Annotated in this window: 8 protein-coding genes; 3 read left to right on the top strand and 5 right to left on the bottom strand. The window is 71.2% G+C overall.

Annotation, left to right across the window (positions count from 1 at the left end; genetic code table 11):
- Nucleotides 1–24: 24 nt before the first annotated feature.
- From drmB to ACFW1I_RS11725, 5 genes are all read right to left on the bottom strand, one after another.
- Entirely contained in the window at nt 25–1,881 is a 1,857-nt protein-coding gene (gene drmB / locus ACFW1I_RS11745) for a DrmB family protein (protein WP_384668973.1), read from the bottom strand.
- Nucleotides 1,878–5,162: a helicase-related protein gene (locus ACFW1I_RS11740; RefSeq protein WP_384668971.1), complete on the bottom strand. Its 3,285-nt coding sequence runs from the start codon at nt 5,160–5,162 to the stop codon at nt 1,878–1,880. Before ACFW1I_RS11740 ends, drmB begins: the two co-directional genes overlap by 4 nt.
- A complete protein-coding gene (locus ACFW1I_RS11735) occupies nt 5,159–7,084 on the bottom strand; it encodes a UvrD-helicase domain-containing protein (RefSeq protein ID WP_384668969.1) in 1,926 nt (641 codons plus the stop codon). The genes ACFW1I_RS11740 and ACFW1I_RS11735 overlap by 4 nt, the downstream gene beginning before the upstream one ends.
- On the bottom strand, nt 7,081–11,838 hold the full coding sequence (locus tag ACFW1I_RS11730) for a sacsin N-terminal ATP-binding-like domain-containing protein (protein ID WP_384668967.1): 4,758 nt from the start codon (nt 11,836–11,838) through the stop codon (nt 7,081–7,083). Before ACFW1I_RS11730 ends, ACFW1I_RS11735 begins: the two co-directional genes overlap by 4 nt.
- Before the next feature lie 130 nt (nt 11,839–11,968).
- Nucleotides 11,969–12,172, bottom strand: coding sequence for a hypothetical protein (locus tag ACFW1I_RS11725; RefSeq protein WP_384668966.1), 204 nt, complete (start codon nt 12,170–12,172; stop codon nt 11,969–11,971).
- Between the two features lie 542 nt (nt 12,173–12,714).
- Between ACFW1I_RS11725 and ACFW1I_RS11720 the strand changes: the two genes are divergently transcribed.
- The 3 genes from ACFW1I_RS11720 to ACFW1I_RS11710 form a co-directional block, all read left to right on the top strand.
- The gene (locus tag ACFW1I_RS11720) at nt 12,715–14,871 is read left to right on the top strand and encodes a helix-turn-helix transcriptional regulator (protein ID WP_384668965.1); all 2,157 of its coding nucleotides are present in this window, start codon (nt 12,715–12,717) and stop codon (nt 14,869–14,871) included.
- Nucleotides 14,872–14,875: 4 nt separating this feature from the next.
- The gene (locus ACFW1I_RS11715) at nt 14,876–15,871 is read left to right on the top strand and encodes a hypothetical protein (protein ID WP_384668964.1); all 996 of its coding nucleotides are present in this window, start codon (nt 14,876–14,878) and stop codon (nt 15,869–15,871) included.
- Nucleotides 15,868–16,726, top strand: an 859-nt coding sequence (locus ACFW1I_RS11710; protein WP_384668962.1) for a DUF6339 family protein, incomplete at its 3' end; no start/stop codon positions are given. The genes ACFW1I_RS11715 and ACFW1I_RS11710, both read left to right, overlap by 4 nt.

Raw genomic sequence — 16,726 nt, 5'->3', positions numbered from 1 at the left:
CTAACGAGGCACCGCTCCCGTGCGTCAGGCGAGCAGCTGGGCGAAGAACCCGATCGACGGATCTTCCGGGGTGCCCACGAGCAGCGCGCGGTCCAGCAGGGTGTTGTTGTGCTCGCAGCTCGTCTCGGGGAGCATCACGCAGGCGTGACACGCCGCGAGGTTGGTGCCGGCGGTCCCCGATGCCTCGGACTCGATGCAGAGGGGATCGGAGGAGCACCATGCGGACCGGTGCACCGCCCCGCGGACGGCGTCGGCGAGCCGGGAGGGTTCGCCCTGGGCGACGAGCCCTCCGAGACTGCCGGCCGAGTCGCTCGTCGCCGTGTAGACCAGGATCCCCGCCATGCCCTCGTCGGCGTACAGGCGCTCGCGGAGCGCCGCCGCCGGGTATCCGGCGTCCAGGCTCCACTGGGTGATCAGCACGTGGGCCAAGGTGTGCAGCAGGATCATCCGCGGCCCGGCAGGGGAGGGCGGAATCTGGTCAGGGTCCGTCGCCCGTTGCCGCATGAGCCGTTCGTGCGCCGCGCGGATCCGCTCCGCCCTGGCGACCACGGGCGCCGAGCGGGCCCACGGTTCCAGCCGGTCCTCGTCGAGGCGGAGGAAGACGCCCTCGCCGCGGACCTCCATCGCGGGCAGCCAGGACAGGGGCGAGGCCGAGAGCGCGGCCTCCTTGCCCTCGGTGGTCGAGTCGGGGTCGGCGAGCCGGGTGAACGCCTTGAGCGCTCGGACCTCGCGGAGCTTCTTCACCAGCATCGGACCCGTGACGCCGAGGGGGACCAGGGGTGCCGGATCACCCAGCGGCGTCTCGCAGACGAACTGCTCCTTGTGAGATCGCTCGCGCTCGTCGTTCCCCGCGCGGAGCCGCTCGTACTCCTTGTGACGCAACGCGAGATAGCGGCGGTCGAAGGAAGGAGTCCCGTCGCCCTCCGGATCCTCCTCACGCTCGGCGGCGAGGAGGGCCATGACCTCGTCGACGGGGACCGGGGGTTCGCCCTTGAAGACGAACCGGAGACACATCTCCACCGCGTCCCGTCCGTCGAGCCCGCGGAGCTGCTCCCAGTGCTCGTCGAGCGGGTCGGCCCGGCCGTCGCTCCACGGGGGGATGGAGAGGGCCGACCTCAGGACCGGCTGCCACACGGAGGAGGAACCGCGCTGGAGCGTGCGGGCGGACAGCCGGCAGGGATCCGCGGGGACGGACGTACCGAGCCAGGGGCGTGTGCCGCGGCACCGGAGCCCCAGGTCCTTCAGGGCGTTCCTGCGGAAGGAGCCCTCCATCGAGACCTCCGGCACCCCGCAGGTGCACGACACGATGATGGAACGGAGGGAAGAGCTGCGCCCGGAGGAGCGCAGCGTGAGGGTGCCGCCGCACTGCCCCGCTGTGGACGTCCCGCCCGCCGACGACCGGTGCACCCAGTGCCAGTACGGGAACTCGTCGAGGTGCCCCGCCTCGCAGGCGATCACGAAGCGGGAGGGGACGAGGTCGACACCGCACGCCCCGCACTCGCTGCGACCGGGCGGCGAATTGAACTGGTGCCACCGGCGAAGCTCGCCGCACTCGGAACAGGAGTGCATGATCGGGAACCGGCGGACCCGGACCCCGTCCTTGCTGGTGTCCTCGGAGGCGGGCGGCAGCCGGAAGTAGTCCACTTCGAGCAGTCGGGCGAGCCGCCGCTCGCTGATGCGCGGGGACTCGTCCGACCGCCAGTGCTCGTCGGCGCCGTCGAGACCGGAGACGACGAAGGACTCGTGGTCGACCGCGATCAGGGAGCCGACACCGTACGTGGTGATCATCTGGGCGCGGCGGACCGCGCCTCGTCGGGGCAGGCTCGGGGCGGGCGCGCCGTCGGCGCCGGTACGGCGGCGACGCGCGGGGGGCGGGGTCATCGGGATGCCTCCAGGAACAGGGCGGATTCGGCGTCGACGTCGCGGAGGCTCCAGAGCGTGGGCCACGCCTCGGCGTCCTCGGACTCGTCGTCGTACGACTTCAGCAGCGACGGCCTCCGGTCGCCCCGCTGCGGTTCGAAGAGCAGGCCGCCGTGGACGTCGGCCTCGTCGCACCACCAGTCGACGAACTCGTCGAAGGCGCGCGACACCGCCTCGAGCTCCGGCGGTGGCGCCCCGTCCTCCGCGGGGACGGCGGCGACGACACGGTCGAGAAGGATGTTCTTCACGTCCTCACGGAGCCGGTGCTCGTACGAGGCGACCTTTCCGGCGGCGTCGTTGTCCCGGGCCTCGGGGACCAGGATGCGTGCGAGGGCGACGACGACGGCGTGGAGACCGCGCTCACGGGCACGCGCAGAGAAGGGGGTGACGGACGTGGACTCCACCTCGCGGTAGAGGGCCGAGTGGAAGTGCAGGAAGTTCTCGTAGTGCGAGCGGTCGCGGGACCGGGTGGCGTTGAGCATGACGGCGACCAGGCCGGGGTGGGCACGGCCGACGCGGCTGGTCGCCTGGATGTACTCCGCGGTGGTCTGGGGCTGACCCATCACGGCCATCAGCCCGAGTCGGTCCACGTCCACGCCGACCGCGATCATGTTGGTGGCGAGAAGGACGTCCACCGTGTCCTCGTCGGGGAGCCGCTTCTCGATCCCCTTGAGGCGGGCGGGGATGTCGCTCGCGTCCACCCGGCTCGTGAGCTCCGAGTAGTTGGTGGTGGACCGGACCTCCACCCCCTCCCGCTCGGCGAGCAGCTCCAGATAGTCCACGACGTCATCGTGGACCTGGAGTTCGGCTGCGGACAGGAGTCGGAGGCTGTTGAAGTAGCCCACCAGGCTCCAGTAGGCGTCGCGGACCTCTTCGCTCGTCCGGGCCTGCCGGGCCCGGTGCATCAGGGTGGCGTAGGTGCGGATCAGCAGGGTCGACTGGCTCGTGCCGGGGGCCAGCAGACCCACGTAGCGGCGGCTGGCCTTCTCCTCCCGCGGCGTCTCGACCGCGAACCAGGAGTCCCGGGAGTCCAGTCCGGCAGGCGGGAACTGGCGTACGTCGCGTGCGAAGAGGCTGCGCCCCTGCTCTACCGCGCGGCGGATGGTCGCCGTGGAGGCGATCACCTTGGGGCGGCCGGCGAGGGCGTCGACCGCGGTCTCGTAGAGGCCGGTGAGTGTGCCCAGCGGTCCTGAGATGAGGTGGAGTTCGTCCTGGACGATGAGCTCGGGCGCCGGAGTGGGGTCCTTCGGGTCGTCCAGGTTGAAGAGCGCCGCGGTGTCCGGACGCCAGGGCATCGAGGCGAACTTGTCGACGGTGGCGATGACCAGGGTCGGGCGGGCGGCGTAGACGGCCTCGTCGACCAGGTGGACCGGCAGGCCGTCCGTGAAGTCGCAGTCCTCACCGGGACAGCGCACGTGCATCCGTCGGGCGCCGAGGTCGACCGCATAGGCCCGTGCGTCCAGCCTGGTCCCGCACCAGGGGCAGGCATGCAGCTGGACGGGGTTCTCGGTGGCGAGCCGCCGGCCGAGGTCACGGCGGAGCTCGTCCAGCTTCTGGTCGGCCTTCTCCAGGGTGTTGGGCGTCGCCGAACGGCCGACCCACATCCCGATGGAGAACTCCTCGGTGCCCAGCTCCGAGGGAAGGTCCCGGCGCATCCGTTCCATGGCGCAGAGCAGGATCGCGGCCCGCTCGAACTGCTGGAGGGTGAGCAGTCGCAGGGTGTAGCGCATGAGGACGGTCACTCCTCCGCCGTCGGCACCCTTCCGGATGCGGCGGAGGAACGCCGTGAAGGCGATCAGACCGAGGTACGCCTCGGTCTTGCCGCCGCCCGTGGGGAACCAGAGCAGGTCGGCGATCTCGCGGTCCGGGTGCTCCGGGTCGTCGATGCCGGACAGGCAGAGGAGGACGAACGCGATCTGGAAGGGGCGCCAGCGGCCGGCCGCCGGGTCCGGTGCGCCGTCCTTCCCGTCCTTGACCCACGCGCTCCGCGCCCGCTGATCGGCCATGGCCCGGTTGGCGAGGCGGAAGGCCCGCATCAGTTCGGGCTTCTCGTCGTCGGCGAGGAGCGCGATGCCCGCCCGGATCCTGCCCAGCGCCTCGACGCAGCTGTCGACCTGATCGGCCGCGGACTTCGCGTGCGGCGTGGCCGCGAGGAGGTCCGCCTCGGACCGCTTGCGCTCGATCCACTGCTCGTAGCCGTCGGCGAGCGCGCGCAGCGCGTCCAGGATCTCGGCGTCCGAGCCCTCGGCCAGCCCGAGCATGGACAGGGCCGAACTGTCGATCTCAGGGTTGGAATCGGCGAGCAGCACCTCGACTGCGGGCACGAACTCGCTGCGGATCTCGTCCACGGCTGCCTTCCTGGCGTCCGTGACCCCGATCGGTGGCGCGGGCCAGTCCCAGTCGGCTGCGCACCCGTGCCCGACGGCGAAGGTCGGTGCGTGGCGGTGCAGCAGACGGCTGGTGGCCACCTCGTCGTCGTGGGAGGTGTGCGGGGCAGGGCGTTCGACGAAGGCTCCGGAGCCGTTCGACGCCCGGACCGTGAGGCCGCACTGGAAGAGGGAGGCGGCGTCCTGAAGGTCGTGCTCGCCGACCCGCTGGGTGTTGACGAGCGTCACGGTCACGGTCACGGTGCCGGTTGCCGCGTGAGGGCGGCGGACGTTGACCCGGAGAGCGGCCCCGTGCCCGAGATCGACCTCGATCCTCGGGTCCGGGGTGGTCACATCGATGGTGGTGTCCGGCAGCGACAGAGTGGTGCGGTGCCACTGTTCCTGCTGGTCGGAGGTGGTGCGTGCTTCGGCCCGGCGGGCCGGGACGGGACGGCCCGCCGCGTCGGTGGGCAGGTAGGCGGCGGCGCGGGCACCGACGACGATCGATCGGCTCTCGTCCGGATCGACAGCGAACGTGAGGCCCATCGACGAGGGGCGCCGGGAGCCCGAGGCGCCGGCCTCGTTGGAGGCGGACGACTCGTCGACCTCCTTGCGGGAGATCACGGGTGCGTCGTCCGGGCTGTTCTGCTCCTGCTCCGCGGCGCGGAGCAGGTCCGCGGCGGCCGGGTCCTTCGACCGGGGGTAGAGGACGCCGACGACGTACCGGTCGATCGGCGCGTCCTGCACGAGGACCTCGGCCAGGTCCTCGGGAGCGTCGCCGGGGGCCGGGCCCAGGAGCTCACGGCGCAGCCCGACGAGGAGCTCCTCGTCCCGGACCCGGTAGTGCTCGGCGTGTCGGCCTGCCACGTGCGTCATGCGTTCCTCTCCTCGTTCTCGTCGAGCTCCCCGCCGCCCCCGGCCCTCCGGAACCGACCGAGGCCGGTGAGCCGGGGGGCGATCCACACGCCGCGGTCGCCCAGGCCGGCGTTGGCGCCGGCGGCCGCGCTGCCGGTCACGGTCTCCAGGGCGTCGACGCGTATGCCGTGGATCTCGTCCGGCCACCAGGGGTCCCAGGTCCGGTTCACCTTCTGGACCTGGAACAGGTCCTCGCGGAAGCGCTCGGAGACCTCTCCGATCTCCCGGTCCTCGTGCAGCAGCGCGTACGGCGGACTCTGATGCTCGCCCATCGGTACGTCGTGGCGCCGGCGCAGCACCACGGCGTCCCCGGGGGCCACCCGTTCCCGCAGGTACGCCTGGGCCGCGGAGGCGTCCTGACCCGCGCACGCGGGCAGGTCGCGGGCGACGTCACCGGCCTCGGCGACGATCCCGAACCGGTCGTAGGACCGCCACCCGGCCACGTACCGTCGTCCCACGTTCTTCCGGGCTCCCGCGCGCCGGACGAGCGGCAGTTCGGGAACGGCCACGTGGTGGAGGTCCTGGCGCGCCCGCGTCATCGCCACGTACAGGGCCCGGGCCTCGGCGGGCAGGTCGAGGTCGTCCTTGTACTGCTTGCGGAGTTCGCCGAGGGACGGAGGGGTGAGCACGATCACACGGTCGAACTCGAGCCCCTTGGACCGGTGCACGGTGGAGACGACGAGCCGCTCCGTCTCCGGGTCGGCGGCTTCGTCGGGGAAGTGCCCGTCGGCGACGACGCGGCGCAGCCGCTCGAGGTCGAGCACGTGTCGACCGGCCCCGCGGGCGACGCGGCGCAGCACCGTCCACAACGCGGCCGGGTTCGCCTCGTACGGCAGGGGGATCGCGGAGAGCAGGGAGCGGAACCGGTCCTCGGTGAGGCTGTTCGCCTCGGTTCGGCGCAGGAGTTCGGCCACCCAGAACGGGACCGGTCGTTCTTCGAGCGGGCGTCGCAGCCGATGGGGCACTCCGTGTTCGTGCAGCAGCTCGGACACGGCGAGGGCCTGGCGGTTGTCGCGGGTGAGGATCGCGCAGGTGTCGGGCGACCTGCGGAGCCCGTCCAGGGTGAGCGGATCGGTGAGGTCCGCCAGGACGTTGGCGGGTTCCAGGAGGAGATCGCGCAGGTCCCCGTAGATTCGCCCGGCCTCCTCGGGATCCGTCACCTCCTGCAGTCGCGGACCCAGATGCAGCGCCGTCCTGGCCTCGGGCGTGACGGCCCGGAAGTTCGCCGTGAGGTGCAGCTCGACCAGGTCGTCCGGGTAGGAGCCGCGCAGCCAGTCGAAGAACCGTCCGGTCTCGTCGGCCCGCTCGGCCATGTCGTCGATCTGGAACCCGTAGACGCTCTGGGCGGCGTCTCCGACGACGGTGAAGCCGCAGCTGTCCTGGTACCGGTCGATCAGGGTCTCGACCAGTTCGCGGCGGCCGCCCAGCAGGTCCTGGACCTCGTCGATCACCACGTGGGCGGGGGGCAGGGCGTCGCCGGCCTCCAGCGCGCCCTTCTCGACCGCCTGCGCGGCGGCCAGGATCCGCTCCTCGAAGCCGACCCCGCCCCACTCCTCGTCGGGCCGGGCCTGTCGCAGGACCCCGTACGCCCAGGCGTCGAAGGTCTGGGCCCGCACGCGCGTCGCCCGGTCGCCGTGTCGGGCGATCCGCTCGCGCAGTTCGCGCGCGGCGGCCCGGGAGAAGGTCAGCACCAGGATCTCGGAGGCGTCCAGGGCCTCCTCCGGGTCCTCGTGTCCGCACAGGGCGTCGAGTCGGCGCACCAGCGTGTGCGTCTTGCCCGCCCCCGCTCCGGCGGTCACGAGCACCCGGGCGTCCCAGGGCTGCTCGACCACGGACCGCTGCTCGTCGGTGAGCGGCGGACTGTCGAGGTACGTGTCGGTCACGTGCGGCTCCAGAGGTGCTCGAACTGGGTGAAGGCGAGCTGGGTGTCGAAGTTCTCGATGTTGTCGCTGACGTTGAGGATCAGGCAGGTGTCCTTGCCGCCGTTCCGGGGACCGCGCAGCCCCCGCCCGATCATCTGCTGGTAGACGTTCGTGCTGTAGACCGGGCGGGCCACGACGACGACGCGGGTGGCCGGCGCGTCGAACCCCTGAGTGAGAACACCGTAGTTGGTGAGGACTCGGATGCGACCGGAACGGAATTCCTCGATGCGTCGGCGACGGTCGGAAGCGCTCGTCGTCGCGTCCACGGCCGCGGACGGTACGTCGCGGTCGTTCAACAGGGCCGCCAGATACTTGGCGTGGTCCACCGAGGTGGCGAAGAGGAGCGTCGGCCAGTCCTCCGGCAGGCCGGCCACCTCGTCGACGATGCGCCGGCTGCGGGCGTGGTCGTCGGCGAGCCGCTGTTCGGCGGCGCGCGTGAGCATCGACATCCGCTCGGCCTGCGCCTTCTCCTCCCGGGTCAGCTCGATCCGCCCGCCCTGGAGGGTCCGGTGCTCGACCTCCGCGAGCATCCCCCACTGCTGGAGGTCGCGGTACGGGTCGCCGGAGGGGAAGACGCCCTCGTCGAGACGTCGGTTGCCGAAGCGGCCGACCAGGCGCAGAGTCTCCTCCTCGTTCGTGTTGCGGTACGGGGTGGCGGTCAGGCCCAGCAGATGCCGCTTGGTCTCGTAGCGGGTGAGTCCGAGTCGGCTCAGGATCTCCGTGTAACGCTTGGAGACGGCGGTGTGGGCCTCGTCCACGATCACCAGGGCCGACTCCCTCAGCCACGCGTAGGCATCGGTGCCCAGGCAGCGTTCCAGCTTCGCGTCGGTGGCGACGACGAGGTGCGGATGGTCGGTGACGTCGCCGACCTCGTTGGAGCTCCAGAGCCTGCTGATGGTGAGGGGGCTGTCGGCTCCGACCTTGTTCCAGACGAACTTCCAGCTCTGCACCGCCTGCTCGCACAGCTCCTCGGTCTGTGCGATCCACAGCAGCGGACCCCGCAGGTCGCCGACCTGCTTCACCCAGCGGATCACGGCCTCCGCGGTCACCCGGGTCTTGCCGGCGCCGGTGGGCAGCGACAGCATCGCCCGCTGCGGGGCGAGCCGGTCGAGGAGGCCGTTGATGTTGCGGACCAGGTCCTCCTGGTAGTCGTGGAGGCGAGGGAAGTCCCGCGGTCCCTCCACGGTCTCGAAGGCGGGGGGTGCCGGTGTGCGGGAGCCCGCGAACGCGACCGGGAGCCGCAGGTCCGACACGAAGGCGATGGCGGCCGAGGAACCCCCGTACGCGACGGGAGCGTTCGGGAACCGGGCCTGGATGTCGCGGGCGTGCTGTTGGAGCACTCCGTCGCCGTGCGCGTTGAAAGCCATCTGGGCGATCCGGTGCCCGGACGGCTCGGCGCCGCCGGTCGCCTGCGACTCCGCCTCCATCAGCCCCTCGGGGAGTCCGGCGCGCAGGGCGTCCGCGCCGATCAGCAGCTCGATCTTGGTGACCACGTCCGACGCCTCCCGGACGGCCTTCACCGCCGCCTGCATCGCGCTGTCGCGGGCCATGCGCGCCTGGAGATCGAGGACGGCACGGCACCCGGTCGGGCCCAGTCCGAGCTCGAGTTCCCGGTCGATCAGCCGGAGCATCGGCTCGGGCTCCACGGGGACGAGGATCTTCACGGTGGTGCCCTGGCGCACCGCGTCCAGGGGGCGCGGTCGGGTGCCGTTGGGGGTACGGGTCAGCTCCTCCAGCTCGGTGCACCGCTGTACGAGGCTGCCTCGGGTGGCGCTGTTCAGCTGCTGCCGCAGACCGGGGTAGAGCTCGACGAGCGGCACCGGCTCGCCCTCGGGCACCTCCCGGGTCTCCTTGCTGATCACGTCCGCGAAGCGGAGCATGCCCCACTTCTCCACCAGCAGTTCGGCGTCCTCGACGGTGGAGACCAGCAGGGCGGGCAGCTGCTCGGCGCGCAGCGCCCGGTACTCGGCGGTGCCGACGGCGACGGTGATCTCCTCGTCGGGGCGGGTGCCCCAGGAGTCGCCGATCCGGCACCGGGTGAGAGTGTCCTCGGGGAACTCGGCACCGAACCGCGTCAGCATGACGTAGGTGGCACCGACGAAGCCGTCGTCCTCGCTCCGGGACAGCTCGGTGAGCAGGGAGTCCCAGCGATCGGCCGGCACCTCGTCGACGGTGGTCGCGAGATGCAGTTTGCGGGCCTTCTCCGAGGAGATGTCGGCGACGGGAAGGACGTCGCGGTACGCGGCCAACTGCGGCCCGACCGCTTCCGTCAATGGCTTGACGCCCTGCGACGTGGCGACGTACCCGTGCCTCCGCAACATCCAACGGATCGGGGACGCCACGGACTGGCGGGTGCTCGTCTGCGCCCCGATCTGCAGGGTCCAGTTGTCGACCACCGCGTCGTCGGGCAGAGCCTTCAGGAAGGCGGCGCGGGACTCGTGGGACAGCGCGCGGAAGAGGTGCAGGGGACCCCCGACGGGCGAACCCTCCACCCTCATCCGATTCAGCGACGGGCGGGGGGCGGAGTTGGCGAGCCGCTTCAGGTACGCGGCGTGCACGGCCTCCCGGTACTCCTCGAACCACCCGTCCGCCGCGGAATCGGGGCGCACGGCGGCCGACGGACGCTCCCGTAGGCCGAGGTCGGGGAAGAAGGAGAGATCGTCGGAGTGGAACCGGACGTCGACGGCGACGGCCGGATCGCGTTCGGCCGTCACCACCGCGCCGGGCAGCATGCAGTCCTGCACCGGCCGGAACCTGCGGTCCGCGGTCCGCACATGGAGGGTCTCCCGGGCCCGCGGCACCTTCTCCAGGAGGGTGTGGGCGAGACGGCGCCCACCTGCCCGCCGGAACAGCTCCCAGAAGCGCTCCCACTCGGCGTCCCCGTATCCGGCGAAGCCCTGGTCGAGCACGCTGATGAACCTGCCCTCGGCGTGTGCCTCACGGATGCCGAGCACGTTCAGGGCGTGGGCGAGCGACGGATCCTGGGCGATCTCGCCGACCACGTACACGAGGGACTCGGGAAGTCCGCCCTCGTCCGCCCTCCGGAAGACCCGACCCACCACGGGGGCAACGAGCCCGTGCTCCTCGGTGAGGACGATCTTCGCCTTCCGGGCCTCGGCGGCGTCGGGGGAACCCTTCTCGATCATGTCGGTGAGGATCCGGATCGCCGTCGCCGAGGCCACGGCGGTCCCGGACGCCACGAGCGCCTCCAGCCACGTGCGGACGTCGGCCCGCTCGCGTCCGGCCGCGCCGATGATGTGCTCCACCTTGCCGGACCGCAGGGCGTCGGCCTCCACCGCCGGATGCAGCCAGTCGGACGGGCGGTCCGGGCAGGCGTGCCACTGCCGCAGCCAGCCGGAGAGGTGCTGCTTCGGTTCGAGGCGCGGGTGGACGTGGAGCTCCGCCGGCGTGCGCAGGACCCCCTCCTGGTCGGGGAGGGACGGGCGTACCGCGGCGCGGGCCCAGATCTCCCGGGTCAGGAACTCGTCCGCCCAGCTGATGGCCTCCTTCACACGGCCGGGCAGGAGCGGAAGATGGGCGGCGGGGTCGTCGACGGGGGCGAGTCGGGGGAGGGAGTCGACCACGAGCTGCGCCGACACCTTGATCATCTCCTCGTTGAAGGCGGAGGAGTCGAGCAGGTTCTGACGGTCTTCGTTCGTCTTCCAGGCACCGTTGAGGATGCCGCTCAGGGAGATCTCGTACTTCGTGGGGAAGAAGGACCAGAAGCGTCCTCGCCCGCGTGCCTTGGGCGACAGGTGCAGTCCGGTCCTCGGGTCCTTCTCCAGGGCCGGGACGGCCCAGGCGAGTTCGAGCGAGAGGCGGTCGTGCAGCTCACCGGCGTCGGCCCGCGCGGCGGGGCCCGGCTCGTGCGTGACGGTGAAGACCCTCCAGCGGTCCGCCGTGGTCGGCTTCCCGGTGCGCTCCTCGTGCACGGTGTGCAGGTCGCCGACCTGTTCGGTGGTCAGGACGCGCCGCACGACGGGCCGGGGCCGACGGTCGTCCAGGACGACCTTCGCCACGTGCGGGGAGAGGAGCTGGAAGCCGAGGGGGAACTCCTCGCGGGAGGAGACGCTCGACCGGCCGCCGTGCATGTCCTGGGCCAGCCGGTCCGCGGCGCCGGGGAGCAGCGGCAGTCGTACGACCGTCGTGGCCCAGCGGAGCAGTTCGTCGAGGACTCCGTCCTGGGCGCGCTCCACGGTCATGTCCAGGGGGCGGGCCATGCGCAGGACCGGGGCCTCGAAGGCCGCCCCGAGGTGCGCCTCGACGCCCGGCACGGTCCGGATGCGCTCGTAGGCCCAGTCGCGGTCGAAGCCGAAGGAGCCGGTGGTGCTGAAGAACTGCGGTGCGTCGGTGACGACGAGCACCGACTTCACTCCGACGCCGAAGCGTCCGATCTGGCCGCCGCGTTTGCGCGACATGCTCATCCGCAGGATGGTCTCGGCGCCCTCGGGCGAGACGGGCGTGCCCTCGTTGGCGCAGTACAGGTGGGTGTCGGTGAGCACGACGTGGACCGTGCCGCCCGGTTGGGACGCGATCTCGTCGGCCGCGTTCTGGACGAGCTCGAAGAGCTGGCGGTCGCCGTACCCGCCCTGGGTGATGCGGCGTTCGCTGTTGGCGTGCTCCGGGATGAGGCCGGGGTCGACCGCGTAGGTCTGGAGGACGCGGGCCGACTGATCGAGGACGGTCCGGATGACGGGGGAGTCCGTGGCTGACATGTCTCTGCGGCTCCTGGGGTCGAGGAGGGAGGGAAGAGGAAGGGCCGCGGTGGGCCGGCCCGGTTCAAGGTCCCGGGGGGCATCGGTGCCTTGCACCAGGCCGGCGCGCCGCGCGGAGGCGAGGGAGCGGTCAGCCGTCATCGCGGTCGGGCTCGTGGGCGGGCAGGGTCATGCCGACGATCTCGGTGAAATAGACACGGCTCTCCCCGAGTTCCTTCAGGAAGTTCTCCCGCATGTCCGGGGCGGTCGTCCGATACCCGAGTTCGGCGCCGGAGCACTCCCGTCCGGACCAGGGCGGGGGATTCAGGGGGCACTCGCCGTAGAGATCGGTCATGCTCGTCTCCTCATCGTTCGGGAATGTTGCTGCGTCCCACGCCGAATTTCGACGCAAGGTGCGTCGTGCGGGCAGGCGGGCAGGTCGGATCGCCGTTCGACGCAGGTCGAACCTGCTTCGAACGGTCCTTGCGCCATGGGAGGGCCAGGTGCGTGGTGTCCCATGGTGGTTCGCGGAACGTGTCTCGTGGGATTCCGCTTGCGTGCCTCGTGGGCGGAGCAAGACCGGCTGAGGACAGAGCTGTTCTGTGCGCATCGAGATGTCTTCTCGAAACGGCACGGCTTTTCCGGCCCTAAGAGCCTCGCAATGATCTGTGGCACCGTCAAGTCCTTTTGAGGAGACTTCACTTGAGGAGCTCCCGGCTCCGATTGCGGCAGGGTGAAGCGGCGTAGATCGGTATGGTTCGGACTATTCGGAGTTTTTCGGGCAGAGTGCTTCGAGCCCCTCGATCGGCGGTTCGAGTCAAGCGGCAGTTGACGGCTCGGCTCATGTCAAATTAGCCTGCTCGTGTTCATGGACGCGGTCGACGAACGGGTGGTTGCATGGAGACGGGCGAGGACTTCGGGCCCTGGTTGGCCCGCCAGCTCAAGCTCGCGGGGAAGACGCAGGCCGAGTTGGCCGACGAGTTGAACCTGACGCGCGCCGCGGTGTCGGCGTGGATCACCAGACGGTCGGTCCCGCGCCCGACGATGATGGCGGAGATCGCCAAGGCCCTGGGCACGGACATCGGCACGGTGCACACCCGCACCACCGACACGCAGGCCGGCCTCCCCATCACCTGGTACCACCGCCCCGGTTACCAGGACGGCGGCCGCGACGGCGGCAACGCCGCGGCCTTCGCCTTCGACGCCGACGTCCAGGTGCTCGCCCGCGAGACCTGTCAGAACAGTCTCGACGAGCGCCTGGTCGACAACGGGCGTCCGGTGCGCGTGCGTTACACCATCCACGAGATCACCGGCGAGACGCTCGACGCGTTCCGACAGGCCATCCTCTGGGACGAACTCCAGCCCCACTACGAGGCGGTGTCGGAGACGGCCGCCCATCAGAAGGTCGGGCGGGTCGTCCACGCCGGCGTGCGCGACATGTTCGAGAAGGGGAGGCTGGTCCTCCTCCGCGTCGACGACTACAACGCGTCCGGCCTCGTCGGCGACGACTACGACAACGGCAAGTTCGCCGCCGTCGTCCGGCGTCAGCTGGAGAGCCTCAAGTCGGACCGCGGTGCCGGCGGCTCCTTCGGCCTCGGCAAGGCGACCCTGTGGGCGACCAGTGCCCTCGGCATGGTGCTGATCAACTCCACCCTCTCCGTACCCCACGAGGGCCGGACCGAGCGGCGCGTCATCGGACGTCTGGAGCTGCCGTGGCGGTCCGTCGGCGACGGGACCTATGCCGGACCCGCCTGGCTCGGGCGGCCCGACCCCGACAGCCCCGGGGCCCAGGTCACCCGCTCGTGGTGGGCGGACGAGGAGACCGTCGAGCGCCTCCATCTCACCCGCGACAGCGATGAGCCGGGCACCTCCTTCCTCATCGTCGGTGCCCACGACGTGGCCAGTCTCGACGAGAGCAACGCCGAACGGGCGTTGGACGACGAGAACGGCCGCGACGGTCAGGAGGACGACGGCACCCGCGACATCCGATCCATGCACCGACGCCTGGTCGAGGCCCTCGAAAGGGACTTCTGGGCCGCCATGACCGCGGGAGGGAGCAGGCTCCCCCTCCTGGAGACCTCGGTCCGTACGCTGCGCAACGGACAGGTCGTCGTCGAGGAGCAGCAGATCGACCCCACCGACGCCCAGCCGGCGCGCACCCGGGCACTGCGCGCCTTCTACGAGGGGACGACCGTCGACCGGCTGACCGAGGCCGGGCAGGTCGCGCTGCGCACGGTGCCGCTGAGACTGCCTTTGGCAGGCGGCCGACGTGGCACTCTCGGTACGCATCAGGCGGTCCTCCTGGTCACGGACGCGGGCGACAAGGACGGCGTCCCCAAGCAGGTCCACTCGCTGCGCGGCAACCGGATGACCATCAAACGATCACCTGTGGCGGGGCTTCCCCTGGGCGTCAACAGCTTCCAGGCGGTGCTCCTCACCGGGACCGCCGCCGGGGAGACCGCCCCCTTCGCCGAGGAGGCCGAGGAGTTCCTGCGGGCCGCCGAACCGCCCGAGCACGACCGGTGGGGCCAGACGGAGGAGTTGACCCTGCGCTGGTCGCACACTGCGCACCACCGCATCGCGCGCCTGACCACCGAGGTGAACGCGGCGGTGAAGGAGCTGGTCGCCCGGCCCAAGCGGTCCGGCGACGAAGGCGGCGCCAAGCTGCGGAAGGCCCTCACCGTCTCCCCGACGAAGCGGACCACGTCCCGGCGCGCCGCCGGGCCCGGGCTGCCGGAACTCGACGGCCTCGAGGCGTCCATCGGCCCGGCGGGGGAGTGGCGGGTCACCGCGGAGGTGAAGCTGCCGCGCGCCGAAGAACTTCCCGTCATGACCCCCGTGGTCCTGCTCGACGTGCGCTCGGGAGCCCGCCCCCGCCTGGACTGGGCGGAACTCGTCGCCGAAGAGGGCTGCGAGGTCGAGGACGGCGTGCTGCGCTTCACGCCCGGCGCCCGACGTGCCGTGTTCGCCGGCGCCACCGACGTCACGAGCCATCCGGTCCGTACCGCACTGACACGGCTGGTGCTCGAACTGCGTGCCGGCAAGGGGGAATGAGGGCATGAAGTTCTATCCGTACAAGCGGCTCAACCGGCCGATCACCCTCCGGGTGACCTCGGCGTCCCTCAAGCTGCCCGACAACACCCGGGACCTTCTGGACACCTCGGCCTGGTCCGTGCCGCAGCGGACCGTCGCCCTGGGCGTGGCACAGCACGACGAGTGGACCTCGGCCAGGATCGGCCTCTCCGCCACGCTGCCTCCTGGCGCTGTCGCCGACGACGCCCCGTGGACCGGGCTGAGGGTGCTGGTCACGCTCGCCGACGGCGAGACCAACGTGCGGACCTCCGTGGAGCTCCGGCAGGACGCGCCGGGGAGCAAGGAGTGGTCCGGGTTCGTCGAGGTGAACCGGGACGACCACGTGGGCCGCGCCTTCCTCTCCGCCCAGGCCGTCGCCACCGTCGACGACGTCGCGGGCCGGTCCGTCGCCGAGACCGACGAGGACTGGACCGTCGACGTGACCGCCGACGAACCCCTCGGCGGGCTGCGTCTGGACGTCAAGCAGGTCGGGTTCGCCAAGAGTTCCCGGGAGTGGCTCCAGGCGTATGCGGACGCCCCCTGGATCGTGGACGCCTCCGGCCGGGTCCCGGCCGTCCTGGTCAACACCGATGTCGAGGGTTTCACCGATCTCCTGGACGCCGAGAGCGGCGGCATGGAGAACAAGGTCCACGAACTGCTCGTCACCCAGATGTCCACGGACGTGTGGACGGCCGTCTTCCACAGTGCCGTGGGCGACCTGGAGACCGAGCCGGACGGAACGCCCGTGTTCCCCACGGACTGGAGGGGCGAGGTGCTCCGCGAGATGCTCCCCGACGTCGTCCCGGGCGTCCACGTGGAGGAAGCGCTCCGCCGGGTCCATCGACGGCGCACCGGTGACGCCGGGTGGGTGGAGCTCCAGACCCGCATCCACTATGCGGCCGTGCGCCGGGCCGGCGTGAGCCGCGCCCTCTCCCAGGCCCTGCGGGCGCTCCAGCAGTCGAACCGAGGGGACCACGCATGATCGAGAAGCCGTACCACGTGCCCCTCCGCCTCGGCCTGCTGTCGGCGGCCGCCGCGGAGCCCTTCCTCACGGAGGACCTGCTCAAGGGGGTCGCGGGGCATGCCGGTGTCGACCTGGACAAGGTTGTCGACCGTCTGCCGGAGGAGGACCCTCGATGGGAGGTCGAACCGGTCCGAGACCTCATCGAGGACGCGATGCACGCGTTCGAGGACAACCGGACGCAGGCCGACGCCTGGCTGGCGCCCCGGCTGCACGCCGCGCTGCGCCTCACCCGTCGGGAGGCGGCCGACCGCAGACTGTGGACCCATCTGGCACTGGCCGTCGCACCGGACTACGTGGCCTGGCGCCACTTCTCCCGGACGACGTCGAAGATCGGTCCGGAGCGGTTCAGGGGCGCGCCCGACCGGCAGTGCTTCTCCCGACTGTGGTGGGCCGCCGAGATGTTCCGGGACGGTGCGGACTATGCGCCGGTGGTCGCGGCCTGCGGCAACCAGGACCTCATCCACTCGGCGCTCCGACGGGAGCTGATCGACCACCGACCCACCGCACAGGCACTCGTCCAGGTCATGCAGCGGGGCGTCGCCGTCACCGGTCGTGAGATCGAGGGTCTGATGACGGCGATCAGTGCCGCCGGCGCGACTCTCGTCTACGACGCGCTGGCCCCCGATGTGCCTCGCGAACCCAGCGCGGTGCGCGACTGGATCGAGGAGGCCGCCCGTGCCTCGGTACCGAGGCACGTCCTGCCGGACGGGCCCGACGAGGAACCGGTGCCGAATAATTTGGTGTTCGACCTCAACGACTTTTTAGGCGCACTCATGGTTACGGGCGCCCTGCGGGGGCGAGTGGTGAATGTTT

This window comes from Streptomyces sp. NPDC058955, from assembly GCF_042741435.1.
GTDB lineage: Bacteria > Actinomycetota > Actinomycetes > Streptomycetales > Streptomycetaceae > Streptomyces.
Note: the sequence above shows the minus strand (reverse complement) of the source record. Positions and strands in the feature narration are given on the sequence as shown.

What these genes read in the sequence shown, in the direction of transcription:
- drmB (WP_384668973.1), bottom strand. Translation starts at nt 1,881, where the DNA reads ATGACCCCGCCCCCCGCGCGTCGCCGCCGTACCGGCGCCGACGGCGCG.
- ACFW1I_RS11740 (WP_384668971.1), bottom strand. Translation starts at nt 5,162, where the DNA reads ATGACGCACGTGGCAGGCCGACACGCCGAGCACTACCGGGTCCGGGAC.
- ACFW1I_RS11730 (WP_384668967.1), bottom strand. Translation starts at nt 11,838, where the DNA reads ATGTCAGCCACGGACTCCCCCGTCATCCGGACCGTCCTCGATCAGTCG.
- ACFW1I_RS11725 (WP_384668966.1), bottom strand. Translation starts at nt 12,172, where the DNA reads ATGACCGATCTCTACGGCGAGTGCCCCCTGAATCCCCCGCCCTGGTCC.
- ACFW1I_RS11720 (WP_384668965.1), top strand. Translation starts at nt 12,715, where the DNA reads ATGGAGACGGGCGAGGACTTCGGGCCCTGGTTGGCCCGCCAGCTCAAG.
- ACFW1I_RS11715 (WP_384668964.1), top strand. Translation starts at nt 14,876, where the DNA reads ATGAAGTTCTATCCGTACAAGCGGCTCAACCGGCCGATCACCCTCCGG.